Source organism: Streptomyces sp. SKN60 (genome assembly GCF_026236535.1).
In the GTDB taxonomy this organism is placed as follows: Bacteria; Actinomycetota; Actinomycetes; order Streptomycetales; family Streptomycetaceae; genus Streptomyces.
The window spans coordinates 239,869-257,800 of sequence record NZ_JAHTMW010000002.1; the positions used below are offsets into that span (position 1 = coordinate 239,869).

General features: G+C 70.7%; 14 protein-coding genes. 7 read left to right on the top strand and 7 right to left on the bottom strand.

The features are described from left to right. Positions 1–481: 481 nt before the first annotated feature. The 3 genes from ppdK to KV205_RS04210 form a co-directional block, all read right to left on the bottom strand. Positions 482–3,193: a pyruvate, phosphate dikinase gene (gene ppdK / locus KV205_RS04200; RefSeq protein ID WP_265862208.1), complete on the bottom strand. Its 2,712-nt coding sequence runs from the start codon at positions 3,191–3,193 to the stop codon at positions 482–484. Positions 3,194–3,570: 377 nt separating this feature from the next. Then, positions 3,571–4,707: a tRNA dihydrouridine synthase DusB gene (dusB, locus tag KV205_RS04205; RefSeq protein ID WP_265862209.1), complete on the bottom strand. Its 1,137-nt coding sequence runs from the start codon at positions 4,705–4,707 to the stop codon at positions 3,571–3,573. A gap of 29 nt (positions 4,708–4,736) precedes the next feature. Next, the gene (locus tag KV205_RS04210; RefSeq protein ID WP_265862729.1) at positions 4,737–5,654 is read right to left on the bottom strand and encodes a helix-turn-helix domain-containing protein; all 918 of its coding nucleotides are present in this window, start codon (positions 5,652–5,654) and stop codon (positions 4,737–4,739) included. Between the two features lie 110 nt (positions 5,655–5,764). On the opposite strand from KV205_RS04210, the gene KV205_RS04215 reads away from it, so the two are divergent. From KV205_RS04215 to KV205_RS04225, 3 genes are read left to right on the top strand one after another with little or no spacing between them, the layout of a single operon-like run. Continuing rightward, a complete protein-coding gene (locus KV205_RS04215) occupies positions 5,765–7,237 on the top strand; it encodes an MFS transporter (protein WP_374214618.1) in 1,473 nt (490 codons plus the stop codon). Between the two features lie 53 nt (positions 7,238–7,290). Continuing rightward, complete coding sequence (locus KV205_RS04220) at positions 7,291–8,316, top strand: aldo/keto reductase (RefSeq protein WP_265862210.1); 1,026 nt, start codon at positions 7,291–7,293, stop codon at positions 8,314–8,316. 17 nt (positions 8,317–8,333) lie between these two features. Continuing rightward, on the top strand, positions 8,334–8,927 hold the full coding sequence (locus KV205_RS04225; protein ID WP_265862211.1) for a TetR family transcriptional regulator: 594 nt from the start codon (positions 8,334–8,336) through the stop codon (positions 8,925–8,927). A gap of 83 nt (positions 8,928–9,010) precedes the next feature. Here the strand turns inward: KV205_RS04225 and KV205_RS04230 are convergent, their stop codons facing one another. From KV205_RS04230 to KV205_RS04240, 3 genes are all read right to left on the bottom strand, one after another. Then, positions 9,011–11,212: a hypothetical protein gene (locus KV205_RS04230; protein WP_265862213.1), complete on the bottom strand. Its 2,202-nt coding sequence runs from the start codon at positions 11,210–11,212 to the stop codon at positions 9,011–9,013. Between the two features lie 126 nt (positions 11,213–11,338). After that, positions 11,339–12,025 carry a DUF3800 domain-containing protein gene (locus KV205_RS04235; protein ID WP_265862215.1) on the bottom strand — a complete coding sequence of 229 codons (687 nt, stop codon included), beginning with the start codon at positions 12,023–12,025 and terminating at the stop codon, positions 11,339–11,341. A 462-nt stretch (positions 12,026–12,487) separates the two neighbouring features. Further along, positions 12,488–13,870 carry a glycine--tRNA ligase gene (locus tag KV205_RS04240; RefSeq protein WP_265862218.1) on the bottom strand — a complete coding sequence of 461 codons (1,383 nt, stop codon included), beginning with the start codon at positions 13,868–13,870 and terminating at the stop codon, positions 12,488–12,490. A gap of 265 nt (positions 13,871–14,135) precedes the next feature. Between KV205_RS04240 and KV205_RS04245 the strand changes: the two genes are divergently transcribed. From KV205_RS04245 to KV205_RS04260, 4 genes are all read left to right on the top strand, one after another. Next, positions 14,136–15,131, top strand: a complete 996-nt coding sequence (locus KV205_RS04245; RefSeq protein ID WP_265862220.1) for a metal ABC transporter solute-binding protein, Zn/Mn family — start codon at positions 14,136–14,138, stop codon at positions 15,129–15,131. A 10-nt stretch (positions 15,132–15,141) separates the two neighbouring features. After that, a complete protein-coding gene (locus tag KV205_RS04250) occupies positions 15,142–15,909 on the top strand; it encodes a metal ABC transporter ATP-binding protein (RefSeq protein ID WP_265862222.1) in 768 nt (255 codons plus the stop codon). A 33-nt stretch (positions 15,910–15,942) separates the two neighbouring features. Continuing rightward, positions 15,943–16,839 (top strand): metal ABC transporter permease, encoded by an 897-nt coding sequence (locus KV205_RS04255; RefSeq protein ID WP_265862224.1) that lies wholly within the window; start codon positions 15,943–15,945, stop codon positions 16,837–16,839. A 72-nt stretch (positions 16,840–16,911) separates the two neighbouring features. Continuing rightward, positions 16,912–17,322, top strand: coding sequence for a Fur family transcriptional regulator (locus KV205_RS04260; RefSeq protein ID WP_265862225.1), 411 nt, complete (start codon positions 16,912–16,914; stop codon positions 17,320–17,322). A gap of 94 nt (positions 17,323–17,416) precedes the next feature. Here KV205_RS04260 and KV205_RS04265 read toward each other — a convergent pair whose 3' ends face one another. Then, positions 17,417–17,929 (bottom strand): hypothetical protein, encoded by a 513-nt coding sequence (locus KV205_RS04265; RefSeq protein WP_265862227.1) that lies wholly within the window; start codon positions 17,927–17,929, stop codon positions 17,417–17,419. Positions 17,930–17,932: the final 3 nt, after the last annotated feature.

Sequence of the window (17,932 nt, forward strand, 5' to 3'; positions counted from 1 at the left end):
AAAAGCTGTGCACGTCGGACGGGAAACCTTCAGGACCGAGGTGACGCGGCGAAGACCGTGGGGGGCTTTGGCGCGTCCGGCGGCGGTCGGCGAGGGTTGCGGCTCACCCGCCCGACGAGGGTAATGGGCGCGGCCTCCGGGTGGGGATCCGGAGGTCGCGCCCGCCTCATTCTTTGCAAATGTTCAACGCCGAATAATTCAATGCACGACCCCGGTACAACCCGGCGCCACTCCATGCACCACTGGCACATGCAGTTGAACAGGAACTCACATTTTCCCCAACGATCATGCAACGGTGACCAGGGGTGACCGGGGGTCAAAACACGACGGGGCGGACACCTCCGCACAAGGTGTCCGCCCCGTCGCCTGTGGAGACCGGAGCCGCCGCCCATCGGTTCTGAGGGTCGGGGACGAGCGGCGGCTCCGGTGGCTGTGTCGGGCTTTGCTACTGAACCGAGGTTCAGCGACGGCCCGCGAGGGTTCAGCGGCTGTCGCTGCCCTTCGCCTCGGCCGCGGCGCGGCCGGCCTCCAGGCGCGCCACCGGGATCCGGAACGGCGAGCAGGAGACGTAGTCGAGGCCCACCTCGTGGAAGAAGTGCACCGACTCCGGGTCGCCGCCGTGCTCGCCGCAGACGCCGAGCTTGATGTCGGGGCGGGTGGCCCGGCCGGCCTCGGCGGCCTGGCGGACCAGGGCGCCGACGCCGTCCTTGTCAATGGTCTCGAAGGGGCTGACGCCGAAGATGCCCTTCTCCAGGTACGCGGTGAAGAAGCTGGCCTCCACGTCGTCGCGGGAGAAGCCCCAGACCGTCTGGGTGAGGTCGTTGGTGCCGAAGGAGAAGAACTCGGCGGCCTCGGCGATCTGGCCGGCGGTGACGGCGGCGCGCGGCAGCTCGATCATGGTGCCGAGGGCCAGCTTCAGCTCGACGCCGGTCTCGGTGGCGACCTGGGCGATGACCTTCTCGGCGTCGTCGCGGACGATCTCCAGCTCCTGGACGGTGCCCACGAGCGGGATCATGATCTCGGCGCGCGGGTCGCCCTTGGCCTCGGCGCGCAGCGCGGCGGCCTCGGCGATGGCGCGGACCTGCATGGTGAACAGGCCGGGGATGACCAGACCGAGACGGACGCCGCGCAGACCCAGCATCGGGTTCTGCTCGTGCAGCCGGTGCACGGCCTGGAGCAGGCGCAGGTCGTTCTCGTGCGGCTCCTTGCGGGCCTCGGCGAGGGCGACGCGCACCGACAGCTCGGTGATGTCGGGCAGGAACTCGTGCAGCGGCGGGTCGAGCAGGCGCACGGTGACCGGCAGGCCGTCCATGGCCTCGAAGAGCTCGACGAAGTCCTGCTTCTGCAGCGGGAGCAGCGCCTTCAGCGACTCCTCGCGCTCCTCGTCGGTGTCGGCGAGGATGAGCCGCTCGACGTACTGGCGGCGCTCGCCGAGGAACATGTGCTCGGTGCGGCACAGGCCGATGCCCTGGGCGCCGAAGCGGCGGGCGCGGGCGGCGTCCTCGGCGTTGTCGGCGTTGGCGCGGACGCGCAGCCGGCGGACGCGGTCGGCGTAGGCCATGATCCGGTGGACGGCCTGGACCAGCTCGTCGGCGTCGTCGGCGCCGGCGTGCATGCGGCCCTCGAAGTACTCGACGACCGGGGACGGTACGACGGGTACCTCACCGATGTAGACCTTGCCGGTGGAGCCGTCGATGGAGACGACGTCGCCCTCCTCGACGACCACGCCGGAGGCGGTGGTCATGCGGCGGCGCTTGGTGTCGACCTCGAGCTCCTCGGCGCCGCAGACACAGGTCTTGCCCATGCCGCGGGCGACGACGGCGGCGTGCGAGGTCTTGCCGCCGCGGGAGGTGAGGATGCCCTCGGCGGCGATCATGCCGTCCAGGTCGTCCGGGTTGGTCTCGCGGCGGATCAGGATGACCTTCTCGCCGGAGCGGGACCACTTGACCGCGGTGTACGAGTCGAAGACGGCCTTGCCGACGGCGGCACCCGGGGAGGCGGCGATGCCGCGGCCGACCTGCTCCACCTTCGCGTTCTCGTCGAACTTCGGGAACATCAGCTGGGCGAGCTGGGCGCCGTTGACGCGCTGCAGCGCCTCGGCCTCGTCGATGAGGCCCTGGTCCACGAGCTGGGTGGCGATGCGGAAGGCGGCACCGGCGGTGCGCTTGCCGACGCGGGTCTGCAGCATCCACAGCTGGCCGCGCTCGATGGTGAACTCGATGTCGCAGAGATCCTTGTAGTGGGTCTCCAGGGTCGACATGATCTCCATGAGCTGGTCGTACGACTTCTTGTCGATCGACTCGAGCTCGGCGAGCGGCACGGTGTTGCGGATGCCGGCCACGACGTCCTCGCCCTGCGCGTTCTGCAGGTAGTCGCCGTAGACGCCCTGGTGGCCGGAGGCGGGGTCGCGGGTGAAGGCGACGCCGGTGCCGGAGTCCGGGCCGAGGTTGCCGAAGACCATCGAGCAGACGTTGACGGCGGTGCCGAGGTCGTGCGGGATGCGCTCCTGGCGGCGGTAGAGCTTGGCGCGGTCGGTGTTCCAGGAGTTGAAGACCGCCTCGATGGCGAGGTCCATCTGCTCGCGCGGGTCCTGCGGGAAGTCGCGGCCGGTCGCGCTCTTGACGATCTTCTTGAACTGCTTGACGACCTTCTTGAGGTCGCCGGCGTCCAGGTCGGTGTCGCTGGCGACCTTCTTGGTGGCCTTGGCCTCGTCGAGGGCGTCCTCGAAGAGCTCGCCGTCGACGCCGAGGACGGTCTTGCCGAACATCTGGATGAGGCGGCGGTACGAGTCCCAGGCGAAGCGCTCGTTGTCGGCCTGGGCGGCCAGGCCGACGACGGAGGCGTCGGAGAGGCCGATGTTGAGGACGGTGTCCATCATGCCGGGCATCGAGAACTTGGCGCCGGAGCGGACCGAGACGAGCAGCGGGTTGTCGGCCTGGCCGAGCTTCTTGCCCATCTGCTGCTCGAGGGCGTCGAGGTGCGCGCTGACCTCGTCGCGGAGCTCGACCGGCTCGGAGCCGGAGTCGAGGTAGACCTTGCACGCCTCGGTCGTGATCGTGAAGCCGGGAGGGACCGGGAGACCGAGGTTGGTCATCTCGGCGAGGTTGGCTCCCTTGCCACCGAGCAGGTCCTTCAGGTCCTTGTTGCCCTCGGTGAAGTCGTAGACGAACTTCTGATCATTGATTTCCGACACGGGTCACGACTCCTCGACGACTCGGTTGGCTGCCCTGACGCCGAGGAACATACCCAGATCGAAGGCGTCTGGGGAGGTACGCCTACCGGTCACCCGGTCTTAACCACCCGTCCGCCAGCACATCGAAAGTAACCGATGAGTAGCTTCCGCTTTCAGGCGCTGAAGCCCGCTTGACCGAAACCGGGGGTCGATCGCTCACATGAGCGCAGAATGGAGCACTTGCGTTCAACTCTTGAACACAAAAAGGGTGGCACCCAGTGCCACCCTTCAAGCGGGAGAGGGGGAGTTAACCTGCTCATCTGAGCGGTACCCCTATCAGGGGTGGCGAGGATCACTCGCCGAAAACGCCCCCGACCATGGCCCGAGAGACCCTGGTCTCACCCTCCGGACGTGTCCAGCTCGGCGTCCTCGCTCACGCCGGCGCAGTCGTAGGGGTCCTTCAACCAGCCGTCCGGCAGGACAACCCGGTTGTTTCCGGACGTACGCCCCCGAGGCCCCTCCGCACCCACCGGCCACGGCTGGTCCAGATCGAGCTCGCTCAACTGAGCGCTCAGTTCGTCGAGGGACGAGGTGATGGCCAGCCGCTTGCGCATCTCGGAGCCGACCGCGAAGCCCTTCAGGTACCAGGCCACGTGCTTGCGGAAGTCGATGACACCGCGGGCCTCGTCACCCAGCCACTCGCCAAGAAGTCGAGCGTGCCGCACCATCACGTCCGCGACCTGGCGCAGCCCGGGGCGGGTGTAGGCGTCGGTGCCCTCGAAGCCGGCCACCAGGTCGGCGAACAGCCACGGCCGGCCCAGGCAGCCCCGGCCCACGACCACCCCGTCGCAGCCGGTCTCGCGCATCATCCGCAGCGCGTCCTCGGCCGTCCAGATGTCGCCGTTGCCGAGCACCGGGATCTCCGGCACGTGCTCCTTGAGCCGCGCGATGGCGTCCCAGTCGGCGGTGCCGCCGTAGTGCTGGGCGGTGGTCCGGCCGTGCAGCGCGATCGCGGTGACGCCCTCCTCGACCGCGATCCGGCCCGCGTCCAGATACGTCAGGTGATCGTCGTTGATCCCCTTCCGCATCTTCATCGTGACCGGCAGCTCCCCCGCGTTGGACACGGCCTCGTTGAGGATCGCCCGCAGCAACGGCCGCTTGTACGGCAGCGCCGACCCGCCGCCCTTCCGCGTCACCTTCGGCACCGGGCACCCGAAGTTCAGGTCGATGTGATCGGCCAGGTCCTCGTCCACGATCATCCGCACCGCCTTGCCGACGGTCACCGGGTCCACCCCGTACAGCTGGATCGACCGCGGCTTCTCGCTCGCGTCGAAGTGAATGAGCTGCATCGTCTTCTCGTTGCGCTCCACCAGCGCCCGCGTCGTGATCATCTCGCTCACGAACAGCCCCTTCCCGCCGGAGAACTCACGGCACAGGGTGCGGAAGGGAGCATTGGTGATGCCGGCCATCGGCGCGAGCACCACCGGCGGCTGCACGATGTGCGGCCCGATGGCGAGGGGGGAGAACGCGGTCATTGGCCCATTGTCCCGCACCGGGCAAGTCTTTAGACAACCGTACGAATCGGGGGCGCGGGGTGCTCCGCGAGGGCGAGGGCGTGGAGGCGCTCGATGCCGGCGCGGGTGGCCGCGTCCACCGGGACGTACGTCACCAGGCGGGGGCCGGCGGTCGGGCCGAGCCAGAGGTTGGTGTGTTCGAGGCGGAGGAGGCCGACCTGGGCGTTGCGGATGAGCTTGGTGCGGCCGGACTGGTCGACGACGTCGTGGCGGGCCCAGATCTCACGGAACTCCGGGGAGGCCGCCTGGAGCCGGTCGACCAGGGCCTTCCAGGCGGGCTCGGCCAGGTGCTCGGCCATCGAGGCGCGCAGTTTGCCGGCGAGCGCGAGGAGCACCTCGGGCAGGTCGGTGACGGCGGCCCGGAACTCGTCGTTGGTGAAGGCCAGCCACAGGCTGTTGCGGTCCTCGCGGGGCAGCGCGTCCAGGTCGCAGAAGAGGCGCCCGAAGGTGCGGTTGTGGGCGAGGAAGTCGTAGCGGCTGTTCTGCACGGCGGCCGGCAGCGGCTCCAGCTGGTCGAGCAGCGCCCGCAGGGACGGAGTGACGGTCGGGCAGGGCGTCTCCGGGTGCGGATCGGCCTGCCCGGCCAGGGCGAAGAGATGGGTGCGCTCGGTGGGATCGAGCAGCAGCGCGCCCGCCAGCGCGTCGAGGACCTGCGGGGACACCTGGATCGGCCGGGCCTGCTCCAGCCACGTGTACCAGGTGACGCCCACCGCGGAGAGCTGCGCGACCTCCTCACGGCGCAGCCCCGGCGTGCGGCGCCGGCGCCCGCGCGGGAGGCCGACCTGCTCGGGGCTGATGCGTTCACGGCGGCTGCGCAGGAAGGCGGCGAGCTCGTGCCGCCGTACGTCCGGCCCGGCCGGGCCGCCCGCCGTACCGCTCGCCGCGCTGCTCGCCGTATCGAGACTCATGACGCTCATGCTCCCAGGGTGCCGGGGCGCTCAGCCCATTGCCAGGTACTCCTTGTACCAGGATAAGGAGACTCTGGTACCAGGCTAAGGACCGCGCGAGCCTCGACTCCGTGACTACGAAAACCCCCTCGTCCGCCCCGGCCGCCACTCCCACGGCCCGCGCCGTCCCGGTCGTCGACCACGCCCGCCCCGCGCTCGGCACCCTCGGCCTGGTCACCGTGCTGCTCGGTGCGGCCCTCCCCCTCGTCGACTTCTTCATCGTCAACGTCGCCCTGCCCACCATCGACCACGACCTGGCCGCCGGACCGGCCCTCCTGGAGCTGGTGGTCGCCGGCTACGGCCTGGCGTACGCCGTGCTCCTCGTCCTCGGCGGCCGGCTCGGCGACCGCTTCGGCCGCCGCCGGCTCTTCCTCGGCGGTATGGCGGCCTTCGGTCTCACCTCGCTCGCCTGCGGCCTCGCCCCGGACGCCTGGACGCTGGTCGGCGCCCGCGTGGCCCAGGGCGCCGCGGCCGCGCTGATGCTGCCGCAGGTGCTCGCGACCATCCACTCCTCGACCTCGGGCGCCCGGCACGCCCGCGCGCTCAGCCTGTACGGGGCGACCGCCGGCCTCGCCATGGTGGCCGGCCAGATCCTGGGCGGCGTACTGGTCGCGGCCGATGTCGCGGGCAGCGGCTGGCGGTCGATCTTCCTGGTCAACGTGCCGGTGGCGCTGGTCGGACTGGCGCTCGCGGTGCGCAGCGTGCCCGAGACCCGCTCGGACCGGCCCGCGCCGGTCGACCTGCCCGGCACCCTGCTGCTCGGCCTCGCCCTGCTGACCCTGCTCGCCCCGCTCACCGAGGGCCGGGCGGCCGGCTGGCCGCTGTGGACCTGGGTCGCGCTCGCCGTGTTCCCGTTCGCGGCGGCGGCGTTCTGGTGGGCGGAGGTGCGCGCCGACCGCGCGGGGCGCACCCCGCTGGTGCCGCCGAGCCTGCTGCGGCTTGTCTCGCTGCGCCGGGGCCTCGCCGTCGTACTGCCGCTGTCGCTGGGCTTCAGCGGCTTCATGTTCGTGATCGCCATCGCGCTCCAGCAGGGCCTGGGCATGGGCGCGATCGCCTCCGGCCTGGCCCTCGTACCGATGGCGCTCGCCTTCTTCGGGGCCTCGCTCGCCGGTCCGCGGCTGATCGGGCGCTGGGGCGCGACCCGGGTGGTCCCGGCGGGCGCGCTGGCGCAGGCGCTCGGCATCGCGCTGATCGCGTGGACGGTGTGGCGCGACTGGGCGGGCCTGTCGGTGGTGGACCTGCTGCCGGGCATGGCGATCGCGGGCCTCGGCCAGGGCCTGCAGCTGCCGGTGCTGTTCCGGCTCGTGCTCTCCGAGGTGCCCTCGGAGCAGGCGGGCGTGGGCAGCGGCGTGATGGTGACGACCCAGCAGTCGGCACTCGCGCTCGGTGTGGCGACGCTCGGTTCGCTCTTCCTGTCGCTGGCCGGCCCGTCCGTCGCCGGATCCGGCGACATGGGATCGGCGCTGGTCACGACGCTGCTGGTGCAGCTGGGCGTGGTGGTCCTGACGCTGCTCCTGAGCCTGCGCCTCCCCTCCCTGAAGTGAGGAGACGACTGACAGATATTGAAATCTGTCATCGCACATGTCATGGTTGATGCATGACGACGACCACGAACTCCCTCCCCACCCGTTCCCTCGGCACCACCGGCCCCACTGTCTCCGCGCTCGGCCTCGGCTGCATGGGCATGTCCGCCCTGTACGGCGAGGCCGACCGGGCCGAGTCGATCGCGACCATCCACGCGGCCCTGGACGCGGGCGTCACGCTCCTGGACACCGGCGACTTCTACGGCATGGGCCACAACGAGCTGCTGATCAACGAGGCGCTCCGCACCGCTCCGGCCGCCGCCCGCGAACGGGCGCTCACCAGCGTCAAGTTCGGCGCCCTGCGCACGGTCGAGGGCGGCTTCACCGGCTACGACGGGCGCCCGGCGGCGGTGAAGAACTTCGCCGCCTACTCGCTGCAGCGCCTCGGCACCGACCACATCGACGTCTACCGGATCGCCCGCGTCGACCCCGACGTCCCGATCGAGGAGACCGTCGGCGCCATCGCCGAGCTGGTCGAGGCCGGCCACGTCCGGCACATCGGCCTCTCCGAGGTCGGCGCGGACACCCTGCGCCGGGCCGCCGCCGTCGCTCCGATCGCCGACCTGCAGATCGAGTACTCGCTGATCTCCCGCGGCATCGAGGAGAAGATCCTGCCGACCGCCCGCGAGCTCGGCATCGGCATCACCGCGTACGGCGTGCTGTCGCGCGGTCTGATCAGCGGCCACTTCACCCGGGACCGCGAGCTGGCCCCCGGCGACTTCCGCGGCATGAGCCCCCGCTTCCAGGGCGAGAACCTGGCGCGCAACCTGGACCTGGTGGACCGGCTGCGCGCGGTCGCCGAGGCCAAGGGCGTCACGGTCGCCCAGACCGCCATCGCCTGGGCGCTGAGCCGCGGCGAGGACATCGTCCCGCTGATCGGCGCCCGCAGCCGCGACCGTCTCGCCGAGGCCCTCGGCGCGCTGGACGTCACCCTCGACGCGGCCGACCTGACGGCGATCGAGGCGGCCGTCCCGGCGGACGCGGCGGCCGGCGCCCGCTACCCGGAGGCCCAGATGGCCCACTTGGACAGCGAGCACTGACAGGTACTGTCAGTGGCATGGCCGCCAGCACCGAAACCCTGACCGCAGAGCGCATCCTCGAAGTCACCGAGGAGGTGCTGCGCCGCTACGGCCCGGCGAAGGCGACCGTGGTGGACGTGGCCCGCGCCCTCGGCGTGAGCCACGGCAGCGTCTACCGCCACTTCCGTACGAAGGCGGCGCTGCGCGAGGCGGTCACCGAACGCTGGCTGCACCGCACGATCACCGCGCTCGAACCGTACGCCGAGGGCGACGGCCCCGCCGACGAGCGGCTGACCGGCTGGCTCACCGCCCTCTTCGCCCTCAAGCGCACGAAGGCCGGCGGCGACCCGGAGCTGATGGCCACCTTCCAGGTCCTGATCGGCGAGAACAGCGCGGTCGTCGACCGCCACGAACAGCACCTCGTCGACCAGATCGCCCAGATCCTGGCGTCCGGCGTCCGCGACGACGTCTTCGCCGCCCCGCAGCAGGACCTGGCGACCACGGCCCGCGCCGTCTTCCACGCCACCGACCGCTTCCACAACCCGGCCCACGCGGCCGAGTGGGCGTCCCCGGCCAGCGAGGCGGCGTTCGACGCGGTGGTCGCCCTGGTCCAACGCGCGCTGCGGCCCTGACCCGCGGAGAGACAAGGAGAAAGGGGTGCCGGATCCTCGATGGATCCGGCACCCCTTTCTCGTCCTTCCCGTCCCTCACCCGCTCACTCGGAGTCCTCCGGGTAGTCGCCCGCCTTGTTGTGGAGGCTGGTTGCGATGGTCATGGCCATCTCCCGAAGGGAGGCCCAGGTCTCCTTCTGCCCGTACAGCGGCGGGGAGGAGATCAGCCCGTCGAGGGCGTGGAGCTGCTCCACGAGGTCCTTCGCATCGGCCAGCGACTCGCCGAGGAGAGTCCTTCGGTGGGCGATCCGCTGGTCCACGGGCAGCTCGTCCTCACTCCCGTCCGCGCCCTCCTCGAACTGCGTCTCCTCCCCCACGTCGTCCCAGTCGTCGCCCTCCGCGTCGCCGCTCTGATCCCCCCGCTCGCCGTCCGCGTCGTCGGCGCCGCCCGTCCTTCCGGGCTTCACCCGCTCGGGGAAAGCCGCCGCGACCACGTCCCATTCGAGTAGCGGAACGGGGTCGCCACCCTCCCGCAGGATGCGGTCCTCCGCCTCCAGGTCGACGGCGTAGTGCGCGTAGCCCCCCAGGCTGGGCAGCCCCTCCTGCTGGCTCGCGTTCCACGGAAGGCCGCTGTCCTGGAACCGCTGCGCCGCGAGGCCCAGGGTCCACAGGCCGAGGAGGTTGCCCTCGCGCGCGAGCCCTTCGACGACCTTGTGCGTGTCGCTGCGCAGGGGCACCTTGCCGTACGCCCGGCGGGCGCCGAGGGCGGAGCCGACGTTCCGGGTCAGGAGCTTGTCCGCGATCAGCGCCGTACCACCTGCCAGGGCGAGGGTCAGCCGGGCGTTCTGGTCGCCGCCCATCGCGGGTTCCACGAGGGAGGTGAAGTCGTCCGTGACGACGGGCGCCCAGCCGTCCTTCAGCACTTCCTTGAAGAGGACGCCTCCGTTGGTCCAGGCGTTGCGGGCCTGCGTCGACGCGCCCTTCTTCGTGGCCCGCCACGGCTGGTCGACCATCGGTCCGAGCAGCGCCGCGAAGCCCTTGTCGGTCATCCGGCGAACACCCTTGATCTCCTTGGCCCGATGGCGCAGGGCGTCGTAGAGCGCGGGTCGCGTCAGGGTGTGCACCAGCCGGGTGGCCCGCCACAGCCCGGTGGCCGGCAGCTTCGGCTCGTTGTAGACCGAGGGAAGGTCGGCGACCTCCCGGCGTCCGACGGCCAGTTCGTAGATGCCGGCCAGCCCGTCGCTCTGGTGGCTCTGCACGACGTGCTTCAGGGCGCGGCCCGCCACCTCCACGTTCTGCGCGGCCTCGTCCCAGGCCTTGAACTCGACGTGGATGGAGGCGAGGACGGAGTGCAGCGCGTCGTCGAACACATCGCGCGCGGCGAGGGACGTGCCTCCGTTCGGCACCACCCCCACCGTCACATGGGCGGGCAGGGTGTGGGACTGCCCGATCTGGACGGCCCGCAGCGGCACGGCCTCGCCCTGCGCCCGGCCCCATTCCTCGTAGAACTCCGCCCGGAGCTTCTTGCGCCGCCGCTCCCGGGCCAGGGCCATCCGCTGCGTACGCGGCTTGTGCGGCTGTCCCTCCACGACGGCGAGGCTGGCGACGAGCACCTCCGCCGCCATTTCCGCCACCGCCTCCGGCTCCTCGTCCGGTCCGGCGAGGACCTTCCAGGCGCTGGCCAGTCGCGTGATGCCGTCGCGGGCGACGAGCACGTGCACCGGCTCCGAACCGTCCTCGAACTCGTAGACGACCGGGTGGGCGATCAGCGCGCGGGTCACCCGGCGGGCGAGGATCGACTCCGCGTAGGAGTTGCGGGCCAGCGTCACGGCGAGCGTCTGCCGGATGTGGTTCCGCAGGTGGGCGAGGTTCTTGTAGCGGTAGCGCAGCACCGCCTGCGGGCGGTCCTCCTCGGCCGCGCCCTCCACCAGGGGGTCCTCGGTCGCCAGGATCTCCTGGGCCGTCCGCGGCTGGATCCCGGGGAAGAGCTCGTACAGCCATATCCGGGAGTGGACGGACCGGAGCAGTGCGCCGTCGACGGACTCCTCGAGGAGCAGACTGCTGTCGGCGTCCCGCGAGTTGTTCAGCTGCACGGTCACCGTGGACGGCGTCACGACGGCACGGGCGAGCGCGTGCCAGGAGTCCTCGGGCAGGTAGGCGAGCGAGCTCTCAAGACCCGCCTTCACCAGGGCGTTCCGGTCGCCCACGCTCGACGCGTCGGGCAGCTCCCGGAGGACATCGGCGACCTCGATCTTCTGCTTGTCCCACTCGATCTCGACCGGTGTTCCCGGGCGCGTGGCGGACATGTGACCTCTCCTGATCTCGCATGAGTGTGGAAGACTGGCAATGCGGTTCTGGCCCGCTCTCGGTGGGCCAGGTCCAGCCCGCCGGCCCCCGGCCTCGCCGGGGGCCGGCCCTTCTGTCTGTGGTGGTCAGCGGGCGCTTGGCCCGCACGTGCCGGGGAACGTGGCGCCGAACCAGTGCGCCATCTCGATCCCGGCGTCGCGCTTGGCGACCGCCTGGTGGGCCGAGTACGCGATCATGTCGGCGGCCTGGAGCAGGCCGTACTCCTGGGACCTGCGGAAGCGGACGCCGCCGACGATGCGGCGGCCCCGGTCGGGAAGGCGGTGCAGCGCCTCGGCCAGCTGGCGCTCCGTGCCGTCGCCGTCCACGACGACCATCCCCCTGGTGCCGGCCTCGGTCAGCTCCTGCTCGATCTGCGCGAGCAGCTCGGCGAAGAGGTCGGGCCGGTCGTGGCCGTAGCGCTGGGTGCGCCGGTACACCACGTGCACGTCCGTGCCCGGCATGGTGGCGATGGCCCGCAGCCCGCGCAGGATCACCTCGCGGCTGTGCCTCCGGTGGGCGGCCTTGTCGGAGCTGCGCGAGCGGTGCAGGTGGCGACCGCGAGCGCGGGCGAGGTCGACCGAGTGGAGGGGCGCGTGGGCGGGGATGAGCAGCCGGGTGTCCGCCGCCAGTTCGTGGCGGAAGGTCTGCCAGATCCGCGTCGCGGCGGACAGGTGGGGGAGCTCGATGCGTAAGCGGGCGAACGAGACCAGCGAACGGCCGTCGCCTCCGTCGTCGATCGCGTACAGACGGGGGGCACTGTTCCTGGAAATCATGGGTCGACTCCCGGGCACGTCCGGGTTGTCTCCAGCACCGTTGCCGGAGGCCCTTCTCACCACCCGGCTCGCATGAGGAGGTGGCGAACGCGGAGTGCCTGACCGCCGCGTACCGGGCACACGGCGGTCGTTCCGGGGGCAGATGTCACGGCGGTGCGGGATCAGACCTCATACGAAGGTAACCACCCGCACCGGCGACAGCCGGGGCCGCCCTGCGGCGGCCCGAGCCTTCGGGGCCGGCACCGGACCATTCCGGCAGCGGCCTCGAACCCATGCGCCACGGTGCGGCCTGGTGTCTCGGATGGATCAACGGTAGCGGATGACCGATCCGATGCACCATCAAATCCCTTGTATCTACCCGCCCTTGGAGCGGAGTACGCCATTCCGTCCGGGCCCGGGTACGGGAAAGCCCCCGGTTCCGTCTCCGGAACCGGGGGCTTCGCCGTACCGACGACCAGGGGGTCAGGCGCCGATCAGGCGGCTGGCCAGGTAGCCCTGGATCTGGTCCAGGGAGACGCGCTCCTGCTTCATGGTGTCGCGCTCGCGCACGGTCACGGCGTTGTCCTCGAGGGTGTCGAAGTCGACGGTGACGCAGTACGGGGTGCCGATCTCGTCCTGGCGGCGGTAGCGGCGGCCGATGGCGCCGGCGTCGTCGAACTCGATGTTCCAGTTCTGCCGCAGGTCGGCCGCGAGGCCCTTGGCCTTCGGCGAGAGCTGCGGGTTGCGGGACAGCGGCAGGACGGCGACCTTGACCGGGGCCAGGCGGTGGTCGAGGCGCAGCACGACGCGCTTCTCCATGACGCCCTTGGCGTTGGGGGCCTCGTCCTCGGTGTACGCGTCGAGCAGGAAGGCCAGCATGGTGCGGCCGACACCGGCGGCGGGCTCGATGACGTACGGCGTGTAGCGCTCGCCCGACTCCTGGTCCAGGTAGGTCAGGCTGGCGCCGGACGCGGCGGAGTGCGCGTTCAGGTCGTAGTCGGTGCGGTTGGCCACACCCTCGAGCTCGCCCCACTCGCTGCCGCCGAACTGGAAGCGGTACTCGATGTCGGCGGTGCGCTTCGAGTAGTGGGAGAGCTTCTCCTTCGGGTGCTCGTACCAGCGCATGTTCTCCTCACGGAGACCCAGGCCGGTGTACCAGTTCCAGCGCTGCTCCATCCAGTACTCGTGCCACTGCTCGTCCTCGCCCGGCTTGACGAAGAACTCCATCTCCATCTGCTCGAACTCGCGGGTGCGGAAGATGAAGTTGCCCGGAGTGATCTCGTTCCGGAAGGACTTGCCCTGCTGCGCGATGCCGAACGGGGGCTTCTTGCGCGAGGTGGTCTGCACCTGGGCGAAGTTGGTGAAGATGCCCTGCGCGGTCTCGGGACGCAGGTACGCGACGGAGCCGCTGTCCTGGGTCGGGCCGAGGTGGGTGGAGAGCAGGCCGGAGAACTGCTTGGGCTCGGTGAAGGTGCCCTTGTTGCCGCAGTTGGGGCAGTTGAGGTCGGAGAGGCCGTTCTCGGGGAGGCGGCCGTGCTTCTCCTCGTACGCCTCCTCCAGGTGGTCCGCGCGGTAGCGCTTGTGGCAGGAGGTGCACTCGGTCAGCGGGTCGGTGAAGGTCGCGACGTGACCGGACGCCTCCCAGACCTCGGTCGCCAGGATGACCGACGAGTCGATGCCGACGACGTCCTCGCGCGAGGTGACCATGTAACGCCACCACTGGCGCTTGATGTTCTCCTTGAGTTCGACGCCCAGGTGCCCGTAGTCCCAGGCGGCGCGCTGACCGCCGTAGATCTCGCTACAGGGGAAAACGAAGCCACGGCGCTTGCTCAGGCTGACGATGGTGTCGATCTTGTCGGCGGCCACGGTGCTCTCTTCATTACGACGACGAAGTGCGAATGCCTCAGGTTACCGGCGCCCCTGGGGCCCGTATCAAATCGGTTCCTCCTCCCTCATCGGGAAGCGGAGGGAGGGCGGTACGCGGGTGTCGGCGGCGAGGGCCAGATCGGCCCCCGACTTGTACCAGTCTGCCTGTATATCGACGACATCGCCGTTCTCCCCGAACGGTAGTGCCGTGGGACACACGTCCGGCAATTGACAACCGTTTCCATTTTTGTTGAAAATGAGTGTCATGAACGTACGCCGCCTCATACCCGCCACCGCCGTCGCCGGAGCCGTCTCCCTCGGCCTCGTCACCCTCACCGCCTGCGGCGGTACCTCCGACGCCGCGGACAAGGGCGGCGACGGCAAGCTGGACGTGGTCGCGTCGTTCTACCCCATGCAGTACCTGGCCGAGCAGATAGGCGACGGCCACGTGGCCGTCAACACGCTCACCAAGCCCGGCGTCGAACCCCACGACCTGGAGCTCAAGCCGAAGCAGATCGGCGAGCTCGGCGAGGCCGACGTCATCCTCTACCTCAAGGGCATCCAGCCCGCCGTCGACGACGCGATCGCCCAGACCGACGTGAAGGCCAAGGTCGACGCCACCACCCTCACCAAGCTCGAAGAGCACGGCACCGAGGTCGGCCACGAGCACGGGGGCGAAGAGGGCCACGGCTCCGAAGAGGCCGGCCACGAGGACCACGCGGACCACGAGTCCGAGGCCGGTGCCGACCCGCACATCTGGCTCGACCCCGTGAAGTACGCCGAGGTCGCCAAGGGCGTCGGCGCCGCCTTCGAGAAGGCCGACCCCGCCCACGCCGCCGACTACAAGAAGAACACCGACGCCCTGGTGAAGAAGCTCGGCGACCTGAACACCGCCTTCGAGACGGGTCTGAAGAACACCGCCACCAAGACCTTCATCACCACCCACTCCGCCTTCGGCTACCTCGCCGAGCGCTACCACCTGGAGCAGGAGGGCATCTCCGGCATGGACCCCGAGTCCGAGCCGAGCCCCGCCCGCATCAAGGAACTCCAGGACATCGCGAAGAAGGACAAGGTCACCACCGTCTTCTTCGAGACCCTCGCGAGCGACAAGACCGCGAAGACCCTCGCCACCGACACCGGTCTGAAGACCGACGTGCTCGACCCGCTCGAGGGCATCACGGACAAGTCCAAGGGCCACGACTACATCGAGGTCATGCAGTCGAACCTGGCCGCGCTGAAGACCGCGCTCGGCGCCAAGTAGGAGGCCTCTCGTGAGCGACGACCAGCCCGTCATCTCCGTCCGCGGGGCCACCGCGGCCCTCGGCGCGCGGCCCGTCCTCCGCGGGGTGGACCTCACCGTCCACCGCGGTGAGGTCGTCGCCCTGCTCGGCGCCAACGGCTCCGGCAAGTCCACCGCCGTCCGCTCCGTCATCGGCCAGGTGCCGCTGACCGGCGGCACGATCGAGCTGTTCGGCACGGAGCAGAAGCGGTTCCGCGACTGGGCCCGCGTCGGCTACGTACCGCAGCGCACCACCGCGGCCGCCGGCGTGCCCGCCACCGTCCGCGAGGTCGTCGCCTCCGGCCGGCTCGCCCGCCGCCGCTTCGGCCTGCCGACCAGGGCCGACAAGGCCGCCGTGCTGCGCGCCATGGAGCTCGTCGGCCTCGCCGACCGCGCCGCCGACTCCGTCTCCGCGCTCTCCGGCGGCCAGCACCAGCGGGTCCTCATCGCCCGCGCGCTCGCCTCCGAACCCGAGCTGCTGATCATGGACGAGCCGATGGCCGGCGTCGACCTCGCCAGCCAGGAGATCCTCGCCGCGACCCTGCGCGAGCAGGTCGCCGGCGGCACCTCCGTCCTCCTCGTCCTGCACGAGCTGGGCCCGCTCGAGCCGCTCATCGACCGCGCGGTCGTGCTCCGTGACGGCTGCGTCGTCCACGACGGCCCGCCGCCGCAGGCCGTCGGCCAGCACGCGCTGCCCGGCCACGACCACGTCCACCCCCACGCGGCCGACGAGTCGCTCCGTACCGGCCTGCTGACCTGAGGCGCGGAGAGACAAGACCCGAGAGACAAGACCATGGACTTCCTCGAACCCGCCTTCATGCAGCGGGCGCTCCTCGCGGCCGTACTCGTCGGCATCACCGCCCCCGCCGTCGGCATCTACCTCGTCCAGCGCCGCCAGGCGCTCATGGGCGACGGCATCGGCCATGTCGCCATGACCGGCGTCGGCCTCGGCTTCCTCATGAACACCAACCCGGTGTGGATGGCGACCCTGGTCGCCGTCGTCGGCGCCGTCGCCATGGAACTGATCCGGGCGTACGGCAAGACCCGCGGCGACCTCGCCCTCGCGCTGCTCTTCTACGGCGGCATGGCGGGCGGCGTCCTGCTGATCAACCTCTCGCCGACCGGCTCCAACGCCAACCTCAGCTCGTTCCTCTTCGGCTCGCTCTCGACGGTCTCCGCCGAGGACGTCACCACGATCAGCATCCTGGCCGGATTCGTCCTGCTCGTGACGGTCGGCCTGCGCCGCCAGCTCTTCGCCGTCAGCCAGGACGAGGAGTTCGCCCGGGTCACCGGCCTGCCGGTGCGCGTCCTGAACCTGCTGATCGCGGTCACCGCGGCCGTCACCGTCACGGTCGCCATGCGCGTCGTCGGCCTGCTCCTGGTCAGCGCCCTGATGGTGATCCCGGTCGCGGCGGCCCAGCAGCTCTCCCGGTCCTTCAAGACCACGTTCGTGCTCGCCGTGCTGATCGGCACGGGCGTCACCCTTTCCGGCACGATCACCTCGTACTACCAGGACGTACCGCCCGGCGCGACCATCGTCCTGCTCGCGATCGGCGTCTTCATCGCCCTGGCCCTGCTCGCCGCCCCGCTCGCCCGGCGCCGGGCGAAGGCCGCCGAACAGGCCATCGCGGACTGCGACGCCCGCTGCGTCCCGGGCACCAGGCGCCCCACGGACGACGTGAAGGTCTGAGCCGGGTCTCACGGAAGGGGTACGGGGGACTGGCAGAATGGCGGGGGCAGACAAGGATTCAAGGAGGCCCCCGTGGCGACGGCAGGACCCCCCGTAAAAGGCCGCTCGACCAAGCAGCGGGCCGCAGTCTCGGCGGCCCTGAACGAGGTGGACGAGTTCCGCAGCGCCCAGGAGCTGCACGACATGCTCAAGCACCGCGGCGACTCCGTCGGCCTCACCACCGTCTACCGCACGCTCCAGTCCCTCGCGGACGCGGGCGAGGTCGACGCCCTGCGCACCAGCGACGGCGAGACGGTCTACCGCCGCTGCTCGACCGGCGACCACCATCACCACCTGGTCTGCCGCGTCTGCGGCAAGGCCGTGGAGGTCGAGGGCCCGGCCGTGGAGCAGTGGGCCGAGACGATCGCCGCCGAGCACGGCTTCGTGAACGTGGCGCACACGGTGGAGATCTTCGGGACGTGCGAGGACTGCGCGTCGAAGTGACCCGCCAGAGGTGACCTGACAGAGGTGACCTGACATACGAGTGGGCCCGCACCGGACGATTCCGGTGCGGGCCCACTCGCGTTGCGCACACGGCTCAGAGGCGGGTGATGTTCCGGTCCAGGAGCGTACGGAGCCGGTCGACGTCGGCCGGGTCGGCGAGCCCGCGCTTGGGCAGGGCGGCGACGCCGACGCGCCCCTTGTCGCCGGAGAACAGCACGAACTGCGTCGGGGTCTCGGCGTACCGCGGCGTCAGCTGCCAGCGGCCCACGACCTCGCTGTCCCGGGTCGTCCAGCGGATCTCGTCCTCGCCGACCACGACCCGGTACTCCCCCTGCCGGGAGATCATCGCGTACACCTGCCGGGCGCTCAGCCGGACCGCCAGCGGCCCGAGCACGACCACGAGCAGTCCGAGCGAGCCCATCAGGACCGCGCCCCCCACGTCCGGCTCGCCGGGCCCGGTCAGCAGCAGCGCGACGGCCACGAAGGCCAGCACGCCGGCGGCCGGCGCCAGCCACCGCAGCACCCGGAACGAGCCGTGCCGCAGCTGCACGCGCACCGCGTCCGTGATGTCCTCACGCGTCGGCGTGTAGACCAGCTCCATAGTCATCCC

Excerpts from the sequence above, each read along its gene's own strand:
- dusB (WP_265862209.1), bottom strand. The coding sequence starts at position 4,707 with ATGACCGCGTTCTCCCCCCTCGCCATCGGGCCGCACATCGTGCAGCCG.
- KV205_RS04210 (WP_265862729.1), bottom strand. The coding sequence starts at position 5,654 with ATGAGTCTCGATACGGCGAGCAGCGCGGCGAGCGGTACGGCGGGCGGC.
- KV205_RS04220 (WP_265862210.1), top strand. The coding sequence starts at position 7,291 with ATGACGACGACCACGAACTCCCTCCCCACCCGTTCCCTCGGCACCACC.
- KV205_RS04225 (WP_265862211.1), top strand. The coding sequence starts at position 8,334 with ATGGCCGCCAGCACCGAAACCCTGACCGCAGAGCGCATCCTCGAAGTC.
- KV205_RS04230 (WP_265862213.1), bottom strand. The coding sequence starts at position 11,212 with ATGTCCGCCACGCGCCCGGGAACACCGGTCGAGATCGAGTGGGACAAG.
- KV205_RS04235 (WP_265862215.1), bottom strand. The coding sequence starts at position 12,025 with ATGATTTCCAGGAACAGTGCCCCCCGTCTGTACGCGATCGACGACGGA.
- KV205_RS04245 (WP_265862220.1), top strand. The coding sequence starts at position 14,136 with ATGAACGTACGCCGCCTCATACCCGCCACCGCCGTCGCCGGAGCCGTC.
- KV205_RS04255 (WP_265862224.1), top strand. The coding sequence starts at position 15,943 with ATGGACTTCCTCGAACCCGCCTTCATGCAGCGGGCGCTCCTCGCGGCC.
- KV205_RS04265 (WP_265862227.1), bottom strand. The coding sequence starts at position 17,929 with ATGACTATGGAGCTGGTCTACACGCCGACGCGTGAGGACATCACGGAC.